This is a genomic window from Cyclobacterium sediminis (genome assembly GCF_054781075.1).
In genome coordinates, this window is record NZ_BAAGVC010000044.1 from 260818 (window position 1) to 277503 (window position 16686).

Below are 16686 nucleotides of genomic sequence, written 5' to 3' on the forward strand. Positions count from 1 at the left end.
AAAACATGAAATATTCTCATTTTATAATTAGTTTCATTTTGGGCTTGTCAATAAGTTCGTGTAATGAAATATTGACGGAAGACCCTGTAAGTTTGGCAACCTCTGATAGTTATTATGTAACAGAGAGAGGAATTGAAGATGGGCTAAAAGCTTCCTATACCACCCTAAGAAGGTTTTATGGGCAGCAAAACGGGTTTTTCTTAACGGTTACCGGTACTGATATTTTTACCAATGGGTTTGGGGGAATTGCCAATAATCCTGATATCAATAACTATTCTTCAAATTTTCTAGGTACTAATTCCACGGTAACCAATGTTTGGAATGCCCTTTATGTGGGGGTAAACCAATGCAATACCGTAGTGAGCAAAATCCCTGATGTCACTGGAATTTCTGAGGAGCGAAGGAAGGAAGTGGAAGCAGAGGCTCGGTTTCTGCGTGCCCTTTATTATTTCCACTTGGTACAGCAGTGGGGGGATGTGCATTTTACTTTGGAAGAGACAAAAGGTGTGGAAACAGAGGCCAATAAAACCCCTGTAGCCACCATTTATGAAAACGGTATACTTCCGGATCTAGAATTTGCTGTGGAAAATTTACCGCCAAGTGCAGGGGAACAGGGTAGGGCTTTTAAAGGAGCCGCCGAAGCCATTTTAGCACGGGTCCACTTGACATTAGGTAATTGGGCAGCTGCCGAGGCCTTGGCCTCCAATGTGATCACGAACTATGATTTTGAACTGGTTACCCCTTATGCTGACTTGTGGGATATCAAAAACGATACCAACAAGGAATTTATTTGGTCCGTACAATTTACTGAAGATCCGCTATTGAATGGTCCGGGGAATTCAGGACATTTGTATTTTATCTTTGATTACACCTTTAATCCGGCGATGGTTAGAGATGTCGAAAATGGCCGACCTTTTCAGCGATTTTTGCCGACAAATTACTTGTTTAGTCTATACGATAGGGATATTGATGCACGTTGGAACGGCTCATTTAAAACCGTTTGGTATGCCAATATCTCCGCTGAAATCAATGGACACCAGGTAAACCCCGGAGATACAGCGATTCATATAGTCATGGAACCTGTTCCGGATGAAGTCAAAATGGCTGCTCCCTATTGGATCATTGATTACAAAGGAAATTGGATAGGAGATGTGAATGCCTACCAAGAAATTGGAACAAACCAGAGAAGAAATTATCCTTCCTTATTGAAGTTTTTAGACCCACTGCGTCCGAGTACCAATGAAACAGCAGGACGTAGGGATTTTCCTGTGGTAAGATTGGCAGAAATGTATCTGATAGCCAGTGAGGCTGCCTGGAGACAAGGAGAAGCAGGTGCTGCTGCTGATTATATGAATGTGTTAAGATCCAGGGCCGCAATACCCGGAAAAGAAGCAGAAATGTTGGTTGATGCCAATGACATTAATTTGGATTTTATTTTGGAAGAACGGGCAAGAGAATTGGTAGGAGAGAAGCACCGCTGGTATGATCTGAAAAGGACTGGTACTTTACTCGAAAGGGTTAGGGAATATAACCTGGATGCCAATCCCAATATAAAAGAAATGCATTTGGTGAGACCTATTCCTCAAACACAGATTGACAGGGCGAGTAATCCTGGCGAGTTTGTGCAAAATCCGGGGTATTAATCCACTTGGACAAGAGCCTCTCGTAATAGAACGAGAGGCTTTTTTTCTTTATTAGAAATAAGCTATTTTTAACAGGCATCTCCATGTACCCTTTTCATAGGATGGGAATAGAGATTCAATAGCGCACAATGTTACTTGGAACTGGAGAAAAGACAAAGGGAGTCATTCTATCGATACTTTTGGCAGCATAGAAAATAGTAGGGTAAAATTAGTTTTATCAAGCAAAAATGGTTTTTAGCTTAGAGTTGGTTTGTTTAAGGCAATAAGATTGAGTTAGGTCAACCTATCAATAAAGTAGATCTAAAATTTTATATTTGGTGGCAACCCCATAAAAATAATCAATAAAATATGAATTTGAATAGAAGACGAAGTTTTGTCAAAAAAGTCCTTGCCGGACTTGTGACTTTTACTTTAAGCCCAAAAGTTGTTACCAAAGCCGGTCCGACAACTTTTAATTTAAATACCAAAGGACCCTACTTTACCAATGGATTTAAAGTCTCAGAAGTTGGGAAAAACCAATGCATGCTATGGACGAGATTGTGTGCTCAAGCTGTTCCCAATCCGGTGAGACATGAACGTAAAGAGAAAGTTTTTAGACACCCCATTGATTTTGATGAAAATCAGGAAGTAAGTAAAATGGATGGGGCAGTGGCAGGAGTAGAAGGTGAAGTAAGGGTAATAATAAAAGATAAAAAAGGGAGAACTATTTTCACTTCGCCTTGGGAGAAAGCCACATCGGACAATGATTTTACCGTTAAAATTCGTGTTACAGGGCTTAAGGAAAACAAAGATTATATAATATTATGGGAAGCCAAGGCATTGGATGAAGCGAAGGTGACCAAGGAGAAAGGTTCCTTTTCGACTGCCCCCGGTGATAGTGAGGCGGTACCGGTCCTATTAACCACTTCTACTTGTCAGTATTTTTGGAGTTTTGATGACAAAAGAAGAGGGTTCCATACTTATGACAGCATGGCCAAGCTAAAACCTGACTTTTTTGTACATACAGGTGATTATTTATATTATGACAAGCCGGGTCCCTTGGCTAAAAATATAGAGAAAGCCCGTCACAAATGGCATGCGATGAATGGCTGGCCTTCTTTAAGGGACTTTTTCAAGAAAGTACCTATTTTCATGATAAAGGATGATCATGATGTTTTGAAAGACGATGCCTATAAAGGCAAAGGGCCCTATGGAGATTTGACCTTTGAGGAGGGGGTAAAACTTTGGTATGAAAATGTTCCAATAGAAGACAAACCTTACCGTACAGTTCGCTGGGGTAAAGACCTGCAATTATGGATGGTAGAAGGAAGAGAATACAGGTCTAGGAATGATATGGAGGACGGGAGTGAAAAAAGTATCTGGGGCAAAGAACAAATTGAATGGTTTACAAAATCTGTAGATGCATCCGATGCAACTTTCAAGTTGCTATTTACAGCAACCCCGGTAGTGGGGCCGGATAGGGATGGTAAGAAAGACAATCACGCCAATAGTAATTTTAAAAATGAAGGGGATTGGCTTAGGCAATACTTATCAGAGAAGAAAAATATGTTTGTTGTCAATGGAGACAGGCATTGGCAATACGTTTCCAAGGATTTAGAGACGGGATTGATGGAGTTTGGCTCCGGACCGGTAAGTGATTTTCACGTCCAAGGATGGGATGCTGAAGATGTTCGTCCCGAACACCAATACCTTAATTTAATAGGAGGTTTTTTGTCTATCCAAGTGGATAGGTCATCAGGCAGTCCTAAAATTAGTTTCCACCACCGAGATGTTGACGGAAAAATTATGCATGAGGAATCCATTGTCGGATAGAGAACAAATGGATATTATTTTTAATTTTAGGCCTGTCAATTAAAAAAGTACGAAAGATATCATATAAAAGGTTAGGGTGAGGAAGCCAAATCAACATAAAGAAGCTGAGTTAGTTTTTCTGTTAAAGCAGGGGGATAAGTCCGCATTTGAGGAGCTATACCATCGGCATATAGACAGAATGTTGACTTTTGCCTCCTCCTTTCTTTTTAATCCTTTAGAGGCAGAAGAGGTGGTTCAGATTGTGTTTATCTCGGTGTGGGAAAATAGAAGAAATTTAGACCCAAGTAAGCCATTCTCTGCCTACCTATATCGATCCATCAAAAATAGAATGCTGAATCGGATTAGGGATCGAAAAAAAATGTGTGATCTATCTGATATTTCGGAAGAAAAATCATTGGATGGATTAGATATAGAAAGAGAAATTTGCCTTAAGGAAACCACCCGAGAAGCCTTGGAGATTGTTAGTAAGATGCCCAAGATTCAACAAAAAGTTTTTATTTTAAGCAAAATAGATGGTTTTTCTAATTCGGAAATTGCAGAAAAATTAACTATTTCTACGCGTACGGTAGAGCATCATATTTATAAAGCAAAGAAGTTTTTTAAAGTTAATAATATTGAAAATTATGGTTTTATTATACTTATTGTTAATGAAATTTTGTTTTGGTTATGAAATAGGGGTGAATATTTAACCTTGTATTAATATTTTTTTAACATTTTTTAAATAATGAGTACGTGTTTTTTCTTTTGCCTGTGTATTATAAAAAAAGGCAAAGCAATTGGACAAAGAAAAATTAAGACGTTACCTGAATGGTTTATCTTCCAAAGAGGAAGCAGTAGAAATAGCCAAATGGCTTAACGAGAGCAATTCAGCTAAAGAAATCAATGCGATATTTGAGGAAACTTGGGAGAAGTCTGGAAATACCATCCATGCCGATACCAAGAAGAAGCACCTTTGGGAAAAAATAGATCAAAAGACCGGAAATAAGCCTGAGCGCAAAGAGGAGCAGCATAAATATTCATTTTTAAGATCAGCTGCTGTTTGGTTATTATTGGCCGGCTTCCTAGTGCTATCCGCCAAGGTGATTTGGGAGAACAACAAGGAAGAAGGTGAGCAGGTGGTCCTAACGGAATGGGTAGAGAAATCTGTTCCATCCGGAGAAAAATTACTTTTAACCTTACCGGATAAAAGCAAGGTACTGGTGAACAGTAATTCTAAAATCAAATTCCCCACTTCATTTGAGAAAGATTCCAGAGAAGTTTACTTAGAAGGAGAGGCATTTTTTGAAGTGGAAAAGGATCCGGAAAGACCATTCTTTGTTTTTACGAGAGAGCTTACTACGGAGGTGTTGGGAACTAGCTTTAATATTAATAGCCGATTAGCGCGTACCAAAATAGCTTTATTGGAAGGTAAGGTAAAGGTGAAGAATAATACTGAAGAGGCCTTTTTATTACCGGGAGAAATGGTAGAGGATGGAATGGATAGTTCCGGGAAATTGGAAATAACATCATTTATATATGCCAAGGAAATGGCATGGAAAGATGGTCAATTAAAATTTCAGAAGAAACCACTTAAAGCCATCTTAAAGCAGCTGGAGGACTGGTACGGCGTGAAATTTGAACCCGAAAATAATATCAATTTAGACAGGACTGTCACAGGAACCTTTCAAAATGATAATTTGGATAATTTACTATCCGGATTAGGCTTTACTATGAACTTCAAACACACAATTGATAATAAATATGTCAAACTTAATAATAATAAGCCTATGAGATAAATAATTACAGGATAAACCCTCCATCGCCAAATGTCCGGGTTTACCCTGTCCGTTCTTATAAAATTTTATCCTATAAAAACATACTAAAATATGAAAACAAAAATACTTCACCTAATTAAAATGGTATCACGTCATATCTTATATGGTTTACTGTTGCAGGTGATCTTCCTAAGTACCTTACTTGCGAACGATACAAATGCACAGATTAAGCCAATAGATGAAACTTACCTTCAGGTCAACCAAACCGAATGGCAAATAATAAAAATTATCGATTTGGTTGAAAAACAAACTGAGTATAGGTTAGTTTTTGCAGATGATCAGCTGAATGCTGACAGCAAGATTGTATTGCAGCCGGGCAGAAAATCTGTCTATGAGATTCTATATGAAATATCAACCAAAACTGCACTTAAGTTTAAACAGGTAAACAATACCATCTATGTTGGAAAACTGCCTGAATCCCAGAAGCCGACTGAGGATGAAGAAGAATTGATGGCTCCTATTAATGGGGTAATCAAGGATGTCAATGGTGCTCCCATACCGGGTGCCACAGTAGTTGTAGAAGGAACCACTGTTGGTACAGTGTCTGATCTTGATGGCAATTTTAGCATTGATGTACCGGAAGGAAAGGCCTTGCTCATCAGTTTTATAGGTTATGAAACCCAGCGTATTGTACCCGGGTCACAGACTCAACTTTCCATTGTACTGAAAGAGGATCAGACTTCCCTTGATGAAGTAGTAGTGGTAGGATACGGTGTTCAGGAGAAGTTATCTGTTACCAACTCTTTGGCACAGGTAGACGGTGAAAAACTAGAAAGGAGACCGGTAGCCGATTTCCAGCAATCTCTTCAAGGACTTGCTCCGGGTGTTACTGTAGTAGACCAAGGCGGAAGACCTGGTAACAGTAATATCAATATCCGAATTCGGGGTATCACTACTTTAGGAAACAATAACCCATTGATAATTGTGGATGGAATTGAGCAAAGAATCAATGATATCAACCCTAATGATATCGCTTCTGTAACCGTACTTAAAGATGCCTCTTCTGCAGCGATCTATGGGTCAAGAGCTGCCAATGGTGTAATTTTGGTTACCACCAAGCGTGGTTCTGAAGGTAAAATTGCGGTGAGCTATGATGGTTACTTTGCCCTTCAGGAAGTGACCAATCGTCCGGAACATATGGATCTGGAAAGCTACTTTTATCTGGAAAACGATGCTTATGCCAATGCCGGAAGAAACATTCCTTATACGGATGAGTTCATTGCTAATTATGTAGCCAATGCACCGAGTCCTGAATATCCACTTCCTTTTCCTTACTGGAGAAAAGATGAACTTGGTATGTTGAAAACGGCTCCTCAGCAAAACCATACACTTTCTGTAAGCGGTGGAGGAGAAAATTTTTCAGGCAGATTTAGTGTAAGGCATCAGGCAATTGATGGGGTAGCACCGAATTTCAGTGATAAACTGAATGAATTCAGGATGAACCTGGATCTTAAAGCTTCTGAAAAAATTAAGTTTTCCGGTGATTTAAATTACCGTACCAAAGAATCACTACAGCCGGCGGGGAGGTCTGTTGCAGGGAATGGTGAGTCATTGGTATTTCAGTACATGCTTCATGCAAGTAAATTTTCTTGGCCACAATATGAATCAGGAGAATATGGATTAGGCTCTCAAGTCAATAATCCACTGTTGTTTGCTGAATTAACAGGAGATAGCAGGACCATCAATGATTACTTGACAGGTAGTGTAAAATTTGATTATGAGATCTTGCCCGGGTTAAATTTTTCCACCCAGTATGCAGTAAGAAATACCCATGTTCAGGTGAAAACTTTCTTAAATAAATACAGGAATGAGGATCCGCTTACAGGAAGAGTTGCCCAGCGTGCTTTCAACAGCTTAAGGGAATACAGGTCCAATACACGGGAAGGAACCTTAAACAGTCTTTTGACCTATAATAAAGTTTTGGACAAACATAAATTTACCGGACTGCTAGGATATTCAACCATCGAGCATGAGACCAATTACATTACAGGTTATCGACAAGAGTTCTATAACAATGATGTGCAGTCTTTGAGTCAAGGGTCAAATGAAAATAGAGATGCTACCGGAGTTGATAGTGAGTGGGGTTTAAGGTCTTATTTTGCCAGATTAAATTACAATTACAACGACCGTTATTTCTTTGAAGTAAATGCCAGATATGATGGTTCTTCTCGATTTAACAAAGATAACAGGTACAGTTTTTTCCCTTCTTTTTCTGCAGGGTGGAGGCTTTCTGAAGAAACTTTCTGGTCTGAATGGAAAGATTTGATTAATGAATTTAAGTTAAGAGGGTCATATGGAGGTACAGGTAATCAAGCGGTAGGGTTATATTCATTCTACGAAACCCTAAGCGCTATCAATTATTCTTTCAATGAATCTCCGGTACAAGGTTTTACCCAAACCAATTTAGCCAATCAAAATTTGACATGGGAGACTACTTACCAAACCAATATAGGTTTTGATATGGGGATTTTGGAAGACAGGGTTTCTTTGACTTTTGACTATTATGATAAAACCACTGATGGAATCTTACTTCAGTTGCCAATCCCTGCTTTAATTGGTTTGGGAGCACCTGTACAGAATGCGGGAGTGGTAAACAACAGAGGTTATGAAATTGGATTGAATTTCCGTGGTGGTAATAAATTAAGTTATGATCTTGGGCTCAATTTTAGTCAAAACAAAAATGAGGTAAAAGATCTCGTGAATTCCGGACCTTATATTTCAGGAGGTACTACAGCTCCACGATTTATAATTCAAGAGGGAATGCCTATCAACTCTCACTGGGGTTATATCACAGATGGAATATTCCAGACCCAGGAAGAGGTGGATAATTACCCTACCTTAAGACCGAATAGTGCTCCGGGCGATGTTAAATATGTGGATGTCAATGAAGATGGTGTCATCAATGAAAATGACCATCAATACCTGGGCTTGTCTTTTCCCAAGTTTGATTTTGGAACGAACGGCACTTTCACCTATGGCAATTTTGATTTGTTTTACCAATTTCAGGGTGCTGCAGGTCATAAAACAAGATTGGATGGTGCTTTTCAGCAAATCGCCACTTATGAAACATTTACCCATGCAATTTACACCGACAACTATTGGACGCCGGAAAATCCTGATGCAGAATTTCCAAGACCAATTAAAGGGGATCCGAGAAATTTTCAAACTTCAGACACACAGTTGATTGATGCCTCTTACCTAAGGCTGAAGAATATTGTTTTAGGCTATACCCTGCCTGAGTCTATAATTGAAAAGATCTCGGTAAGTAGTATTCGCGTTTTTGTTGGGGCTACCAATTTGTTGACCTTTTCAGAGTTAAACAGATGGGATTTAGATCCTGAAATACCTTCAGGAAGAGGGCAATATTACCCACAAGTGAGCATGTATTCCCTAGGAGCAAATGTTAAGTTTTAAGATTGAATAGCTGATAACATGAAGAAATTTAAATATATATTGCTATGCTTCACCATTGTTTCACTGGTGGCATGTCAGGAAGATCTATTGGAAACAATTCCAAACGACAGGATTTCAAAAGAGATCTTTTGGAAAACACTCGAAGATTTAGAATACGCATCAAATGCTGTTTATCCCGCTCTAGATGGAACTAATATTTTCTATTATGATGGAATAACAGATCAATTGATGACCAATCATCCTTTCAATTCAAATACGGATATACAACGTGGATTTGGTACCATCGCTTCAGGTAAATTCTATGCCGAATGGCAAAATGCTTACCAAGGTATACGTAGAGCCAATGATTTCATGGACAATGTAGACCTTGTAGAAGAGGATGACCAAGAAGCCATCAATAGGTTTAAGGGTGAGGTAATGACCCTTAGGTCATATATTTACCTAAAACTGATTATGTTGTATGGAGATGTACCTTTGATTACGTCAGGCATAGACATAGAAGAAGGGCGTACGATTACCAGGACTCCTATTGCTGAGATTTGGGACTTTATAGAAGATGAACTTACCCAAGCAGCAGAATGGTTGCCATATGAAAACAATGGTAGAATAGGAAAAGGAGCAGCTTTGGCACTTAAAGCCAGAGCAATGCTTTATGCTGGAAAGTACAGTGAGGCTGCAGAAGCCGCCAAAGAAGTCATGGATAGTGGGGTCTTTAGTTTATACCCTGACTATTTTAACCTGTTTCAATATGAAGGTGAAAACAATTCTGAGGTCATTCTCGCGAGAGAATTTGCAGTGGATGTAAACGCACATAATATTTATTCGAGCGTAGCACCTTGGAGCCAAACCTCTGGAAGTAGTGGGAGTTTGTATGTACCCACCAAAGCCATCATAGATGCTTATCCAATGGCCAATGGATTGCCTATAGATGATCCGGAAAGTGGCTATGATCCATACAATCCTCATGAAAACAGAGATCCAAGGTTGGCTCAGTCGGTCTTTCTAACAGGAATTACTCCTTTGCCTGATGGTGGAACTTATGGAACTATTCCCGGCACAGATGGTTCAGATGCAGTTCAAATTACTGTTTATTCTACTGCTTCGGGCTATAATGTAAGAAAGTATGTGGATGCTGCAGATTATAGCAATCCTTCAAACTCAGGTTTAAATATCATGTTAATTCGTTATGCTGAAGTATTATTGACTTATGCTGAAGCCAAGATAGAAATGGGCGAGCTGGATGAAACGGTGTATGCTGCCATTAATGAGGTGAGACAAAGAGAGAGCGTTATGCTTCCTTTAGTTACTCCTGAACAATCAGCTACTCAAGAAAGTATGCGGGAAATTGTTAGAAATGAGCGACAGATTGAGTTAGCTTTTGAAGGCTTCCGCTTATTTGATATTCGAAGGTGGAAAATTGCTGAAGACGTAATGCCCGGTGTTCCACTTGGGATGCAATACGTAGATGGCGATGGCAATTTGGTTCAAATATCCCTTGATGGTTTTGATAGGTCTTTTGATCCTGAAAGGGATTACCTGTGGCCTATCCCTAACAGGGAAAGAGAATTGAATACAGCACTGACCCAAAACACAGGTTGGTAATGGTAAGCACTCCCGGAAAATCCGGGAGTGCTTACTTTTTTTGATTAATAGGGTGTAAGGCAAGTAACTTCTGTGAGCATTGATTGAGAGAAAAGTCAAAGACTCATTTAAAAATAAGTGCTGCCATTGGTAAGCTATAATTCCTTTCATGGCTTGAAATAAATACCTTAAATAGATTAACCTTGTAGGCTTCAGAAATTTTGATTAATATCCCTTATCAAAGAGATAAATTTGATTTTATCTTTTAATTCCATCTATTGATTGCTTACAACCACCTCACATGCAAAGACCTTATATTAAACTTAAAAGTATCGCTCTTATTCTAATAGGAGTTTGTTCTTTAAGCAGTATTTCTTCTTTCGGAAGACAAAATTCCAATTCAAGTGCTCCTCCCAATATTCTTATCATTACTGTAGACAATGTTGGCTATGGAGATTTTAAATTCCTTAATAAAGATTCTCCCATATTAACGCCAAATTTGAATAAATTGGCCAAACAAGGTGCTGTTCTTACCAATTTCTATACGGGTTCTCCTACCTGTACTGCCTCCAGGGCCAGTTTACTTACCGGAAGGATTCCGCAGAGAAACAAGTTGGACTACCAACTAGGGGGACTGGCAGGAAATTATGGCATTGGTCTTCCACAAACTGAAATTATTATTCCAAAGGTATTGAAAAACAGCCCTTATGGTTACCAAACGGGTGCATTTGGGAAATGGAACATAGGCTTTGCCCCGGGTTCAAGACCAACAGAAAGAGGTTTTGATGAATTTTTGGGAATTGCTTCCGGAAATGTAGACCACTTTTCCCATGTATATGCCGGCAGACATGATCTTTATCACAATACAACTTCCATCAATAGGCATGGTGAGTACAGTACGGACTTGTTTGCCAATGCAGCCATAGATTTTATTACCGAGAAAACCACTGATAAAAAGCCGTGGATGGTTTATTTGCCTTTTGATGCACCACATCATCCGGGTAATAGAAACATTGAGCCGGGAGAAGAGAATATTTGGAAAGCACCGGATTACGCTTTCAAGCCTTATGGATTAAAACCAAATGAAAAGGACCCTAAAAAAAGGTTCAATGCCATCGTGACCGCCATAGATATGGCGGTAGGTAGAGTTATGGATTCCCTAGACGAATTGGGAATTGCAGACAATACCTTTGTCTTCTTCTATTCCGACAATGGCGCATTTTACCCTTATCTGGATATTCAGTCCAACGCGCCTTTGAATGGTGCCGGAGTAACCCTTTGGGAAGGAGGGATTCGGGTACCTGCATTGGTGAGATGGCCGGGTAAAGTCAAGGCCAATTCTACCATAAATACCCGGCTTTGGTCATTGGACTTGATGCAGGCGGCAGCCAGTTTGGCACAGGCTGAGCTGCCACAAGACAGGTATTATGATGGGAGAAACCCATTGCCTGTATTGAATGGGGAGACCAGCCATTCACCACACGCCTCCATGTTTTTTAAATACAAAGGGCAGGAAGCATTGATATGGGGAGATTATAAGATCTTTAGAGAAAGTAATGAAGAGCCCTGGAAGCTTTTTAACCTTCAGGAAGATATCGGAGAAACCAATGACTTGGCTGAGAAAAGGCCTGATTTGGTGAAAAAATTAGAAGAACCATTTAAATTAACGGAAGCGGAGATTAAGAGTGATTTGGAACGAGAACGACTGACACCTTATACCTCCAATAATAATTAATAAAATTCATGAATACCCAGCTAAGACGAATAGCATTATTTGCGACCTACCTTTTGTGTTTATCGCTATCAGTGGAAACGATGGCTCAAAAGTCAAAGAAGCCGAATATTCTTTTTATAATTTCAGATGACCTCACTACTACAGCAGTTTCTTCCTACGAAAATGCTGCCGGGTATACGCCAAATATAGATCAGCTGGCGGAAGAAGGAACCAGGTTTACCAGGGCTTATTGTCAGTATCCCGTATGTGGTCCTTCAAGGGCATCTATGATGTCAGGATATTATCCTCATGCTACAGGGACTTTCGGATATGTGAGTGGAAGAGAGAATATTGGTCCGGATAAAAAAATGTGGCCACAATTGTTCAAAGAGAATGGTTGGTTTACGGCCAGGGTAAGCAAGATTTATCATATGGGCGTTCCCATAGATATTGAGAAAGGGTCTAATGGCACAGACGATGAAGCTTCATGGAATGAAAGGTACAATAGTCAGGGCCCAGAGTGGACTGCAGATGGTGAAGCGGAATTGGTGCAAAATAATCCATATGGCCTATTGCCAAGAAAAGGAGGGAATGTGATGACTATTGTGAAAGCAGATGGTGATGACTTGGTGCATTCGGATGGTAAAACAGCCGAAAAAGCTTCCGAATTGATTCGTTCCCACAAAGACGAACCTTTCTTTTTAGCCGTAGGTCTGGTGAGGCCCCATGTGCCCTTTGTTGCCCCCAAACCTTACTTTGAAAGGTTCCCATACAAACAGGTAATCCTTCCTCCCAAAGTAGATGGTGATTGGGATGATATTCCTGCCCGAGGGATAAATTACGTCACCACAAAAAATGCTAAAATGACCGAGGAGCAACAAAAGAAAGCCATTGCTGCTTATTATGCTTCTGTAAGTTATATGGATGCTCAGGTAGGTAAAATTCTTAACACTTTAAAAGAAGAAGGCCTTGAAGACAATACCATAGTAGTCTTTACTTCTGACCATGGTTTTCATTTAGGAGAACATGATTTTTGGATGAAAGTAAGTTTAAAAGAGGAATCGGTAAGGGTGCCTTTGATCGTAAAAATCCCGGGCCAAAAAGCACAGGTTTCCAATAGTTTTGTGGAATTGATTGACCTGTATCCAACCATCGCTGAATTGGCTGGAGTAAAAGTGGAGGATAAGATTCAAGGTATAAGTTTTGTTCCAACCCTGGACGACCCTGATTTTAAAACCAGAGACATGGCCTTTTCTGTCAATAGGTGGAGAGGAAAGCATGCTTTCTTACTGAGGAATGACAAATGGGCCTTAACCCTTTACAATGAAGATGGAAGTGATGGGATTGAATTATTTGACATGGAACATGATCCCAAACAATTTAATAATCTGGCAAGCTACCCGGCCTATCAAGAGATTGTTGCTCAGCTAAAGGAAGAGGTCAATAAGAAATTAGCAGCAATTAGAAATAATGATTTGCCGAATAAACCGGTTATACAATAAATAATATACCCAATGAATAACCTGATAACTAGTGGCATGAAGCTTTCATTTCTATTGATTTCCACTTTGTGGTTGTTGGCCTCGTGCAGTGAAAAGGCTGAAACTCAAGAAAGCCTCCCCAATGTAGTGCTACTTCTTGGCGATGACCATGGCTGGGATGAAACAGGATACAATGGGCATCCATTTCTCCATACACCTGTATTGGATGAAATGGCTAAATCCGGTGTACGAATGGATCGATTTTATTCGGCATCTCCGGTTTGCTCTCCTACCAGGGGTAGTATCATTACCGGGAGGCATCCCAATAGATATGGCACTTTTACACCCGGTTATTCTATACGACCGGAAGAAATTAGTATAGCAGAGCTCATGAAAAATACAGGATATGTTACTTCTCATTTGGGGAAATGGCACCTGGGCCCTGTCAAAGAGGCTTCACCTACTAATCCAAAGCAGTTTGGGTTTGATGAATACCTTTCACACGACAATTTCTTTGAAATGAATCCACATTTATCAAGGAATGGGGCAGACCCTCTGGTTTTCAAAGGCGAGAGTTCTGAAATTTTGATTGCAGAGGCAATCGATTTTATTGAACGTTCCAAAGAAAAAAATCAGCCCTTTTTTATCGTGATCTGGTATGGTTCACCTCATGAGCCTTATAGCGCAAAACCGGAGGACCTGGCCTTGTATGATAGTTTGCCTGAAGATTTCGGAAATCGAATGGTAAGGTTGACCTCCAATGAGACAGGAAAGCCGGTGAAACGTTTACAACGAGAGGTATTGCGAGAGCGATTTGCTGAAATTACGGCCATGGATAGGTCTATAGGGCAATTAAGAACCTATCTTGATGGGGAGGGAATTCGAGAAAATACCCTGCTATGGTACTTTGGTGACAATGGAACGCCTCAGGAGGGTAATGCAACTGTTCCTTTCAGAGGTCAAAAAGGAAGGGTATATGAAGGAGGTGTACGGGTTCCTTCTGTTTTGGAATGGCCTGAAAAAATAAAGAATCCTTTTATTACCGAGGTTCATGGTGTTTCCAGTGATGTATTTCCTACCCTCTGTGATCTCACCGGTCAAGCACTTCCTGACCGACCTATAGATGGAATCAGTCTATTGCCCATGCTAGAAGGCAAAATGGATACAAGACCTGAGCCTATCGCTTTCTGGAATGGAAGACCAAGAAATAATGGTGAAGGTTTGGCCGATTATATAGACCCGGAATTACAAAAAGGCACCTCCCCTTTGGTGAAATTGATGAATGGGATACCTACCAGAAACTTTAAAAATTATAAACAAACGGATATCCAAGAGGAGGATTTTTCAGGCCCCAGAACTTTATTGGGTAATCAATACAAATTGGTGATCCATGGAGGCACCGGAGAGGAAGCCGAAAAAGAATTGTTTGATATCAATGCAGATCCGGCAGAGGAAAATAATATATTATCTGATCACCCGGAAATAGCCGAAAACATGGAAAATACCTTACATGATTGGCAACGATCCGTCTTAGAGAGTTTGATCGGAAAGGATTATCAATAAATAAATGAATCAAGGAGTGGAGCAATCAATGGTGGTTGCTCCATTTTCTTTTTTATGCGAAATTATTCTCGTTTGCCCACCAACGGTTATTTGGTACTTCCCATAAAATGCATCGGCTGAATATTGGCCTTCAGTAGTAGTAGTACCGGTTTTCTCCGTCCACCAAGTGTCAAAAACAAGTTTTTGATAAGCATGTGCTGCAGGCTTTGGTTGCCAGTCTCGGGTATATAGTGAGGAGGCAGGAATCCAATTGACTCCTTCCCAAAAACCCCACATTAGGATACCTTCCACTGCCGGATGGGCAAAGCAGATGCTATAATAATCCACCAATTCGATAGCGTTTTGCTGTTCCTCCTCCGGGCTCATTACCAATTGCGTGTCTTTATGGAATTTGGATCGTTGACCCGGCATATTGAATTCGGTGATTCGAATGGGTAGACCAAATTGGGCCAGGGAGTCAAGGCTACGTTTCAGTTCCTTTCTGTCAAAGGTGCTGCCATGCAAGTGACCTTGCACGCCAATTCCGGCAATCGGAACGTTTTGAGCCAGTAGATTCCTAATTTGCGCCAAATAGTCCGCCAACCTATTTCCTGTTAAGATATCATAATCGTTGAGGTAAAGTTGAGCCTCAGGATCTCCTTCAAGCACCCATTTGGCCATTTTGGCGGTAATGTCCGGCCCCAACCGATCTTCATAATAATTTCCATGGATCATTTCATTGTTCAGATCGTATTCTACAAAGCGGCCTTTGTACTTTCGGGCAATGCTAATGGCTCGATTTTTTATGGTGGCCTCCAGTTCGGCATCACTCAACTCCATTATCCAAGGCTGCACAAATTTTTCTATGCCCCAGAATAAGTTATGCCCCCGCAGGGGAATATCATTTTCTTCTGTCCAATTTAGGATTCCTTCTACGGTTAAATGATTGACTTGGCCTTTTTCCCTTTCCATATTGGCCCACTTGAGCGCATTTTCTGTAACGGCACTGTTAAAGTTTTTAAGAAAATGGGATTTGTATTGGTTGAGATCCTCTTGGGACATTTTCCCTGATCCCAGTCCATTGGCAATGGCTGCCCCAAACCAAAATTCATGGGAAAGTTGCTTGATGGAGACCTTGGTTCCCGGCTTGGCATTGACAATCAGCTTGCCTTTTCTATGCTTAGCAATAGCTTGGTCTATAGGGTTTGTTTGGGAGAAGCATGGTATAGCTATAGAAAACAATATAACCAAAATAGGGAGGAGAGAATGAATTTTAAGCATGGAGAGATAGGTTTGTCTTTTGGGAAATGAGTAGTAAATATATTATTTATTCACTGATATAAAAATGGGATTTTGAAACGCCTAGAAGGATTAGTATTCAGTAATTGCAGGAGAGACATATAATGGAGGTAAATGTATATTGGACAATAGCTACTGTTTTATTTCTTTAAAAAATAGAATTTAATGCAGTTAGGGGAGTGAATAACCAGAATTTATTTTAATAACTAATATAATGTTTGAAATTTAATACTAAATTTTTAATCTTTATAAATATAGTATATACAAGGGGTGTAAAAAATAACGACCCCAGCAGAAAACATCTACTGAGGCCCTTATAAATGTTTTCACAACGGAATAATCCTTATTGTGAATTGCTTCAAATTGGTAATGCAATATAGCTTTTA

At 39.9% G+C, this 16686-nt stretch carries 10 protein-coding genes; 9 read left to right on the forward strand and 1 reads right to left on the reverse strand.

The annotated features are described in order from the left end of the window. Window positions 1-5 precede the first annotated feature (5 nt). The 9 genes from ACYVHJ_RS23090 to ACYVHJ_RS23130 all read left to right on the forward strand — a co-directional run bounded on the left by ACYVHJ_RS23090 (window position 6) and on the right by ACYVHJ_RS23130 (window position 15022). Entirely contained in the window at window positions 6-1643 is a 1638-nt protein-coding gene (locus ACYVHJ_RS23090; protein WP_460519867.1) for a RagB/SusD family nutrient uptake outer membrane protein, read from the forward strand. A 348-nt stretch (window positions 1644-1991) separates the two neighbouring features. Next, the gene (locus ACYVHJ_RS23095) at window positions 1992-3455 is read left to right on the forward strand and encodes an alkaline phosphatase D family protein (protein ID WP_460519870.1); all 1464 of its coding nucleotides are present in this window, start codon (window positions 1992-1994) and stop codon (window positions 3453-3455) included. Window positions 3456-3531: 76 nt separating this feature from the next. Next, window positions 3532-4125: an RNA polymerase sigma factor gene (locus ACYVHJ_RS23100; protein ID WP_460519873.1), complete on the forward strand. Its 594-nt coding sequence runs from the start codon at window positions 3532-3534 to the stop codon at window positions 4123-4125. A 106-nt stretch (window positions 4126-4231) separates the two neighbouring features. Further along, the gene (locus ACYVHJ_RS23105) at window positions 4232-5230 is read left to right on the forward strand and encodes a FecR family protein (protein WP_460519876.1); all 999 of its coding nucleotides are present in this window, start codon (window positions 4232-4234) and stop codon (window positions 5228-5230) included. 90 nt (window positions 5231-5320) lie between these two features. Then, a complete protein-coding gene (locus ACYVHJ_RS23110) occupies window positions 5321-8683 on the forward strand; it encodes a SusC/RagA family TonB-linked outer membrane protein (RefSeq protein ID WP_460519879.1) in 3363 nt (1120 codons plus the stop codon). Window positions 8684-8701: 18 nt separating this feature from the next. After that, complete coding sequence (locus ACYVHJ_RS23115) at window positions 8702-10285, forward strand: RagB/SusD family nutrient uptake outer membrane protein (RefSeq protein WP_460519882.1); 1584 nt, start codon at window positions 8702-8704, stop codon at window positions 10283-10285. Between the two features lie 280 nt (window positions 10286-10565). Next, window positions 10566-11999: an alkaline phosphatase family protein gene (locus ACYVHJ_RS23120; RefSeq protein ID WP_460519885.1), complete on the forward strand. Its 1434-nt coding sequence runs from the start codon at window positions 10566-10568 to the stop codon at window positions 11997-11999. 8 nt (window positions 12000-12007) lie between these two features. Beyond that, window positions 12008-13480, forward strand: coding sequence for a sulfatase (locus ACYVHJ_RS23125; protein ID WP_460519888.1), 1473 nt, complete (start codon window positions 12008-12010; stop codon window positions 13478-13480). A gap of 12 nt (window positions 13481-13492) precedes the next feature. Beyond that, window positions 13493-15022 (forward strand): sulfatase family protein, encoded by a 1530-nt coding sequence (locus tag ACYVHJ_RS23130; RefSeq protein ID WP_460519891.1) that lies wholly within the window; start codon window positions 13493-13495, stop codon window positions 15020-15022. A gap of 9 nt (window positions 15023-15031) precedes the next feature. On the opposite strand, the gene ACYVHJ_RS23135 is transcribed toward ACYVHJ_RS23130, so the two are convergent. After that, window positions 15032-16282 carry an endo-1,4-beta-xylanase gene (locus tag ACYVHJ_RS23135; RefSeq protein ID WP_460519894.1) on the reverse strand — a complete coding sequence of 417 codons (1251 nt, stop codon included), beginning with the start codon at window positions 16280-16282 and terminating at the stop codon, window positions 15032-15034. Between the last annotated feature and the right edge of the window lie 404 nt (window positions 16283-16686).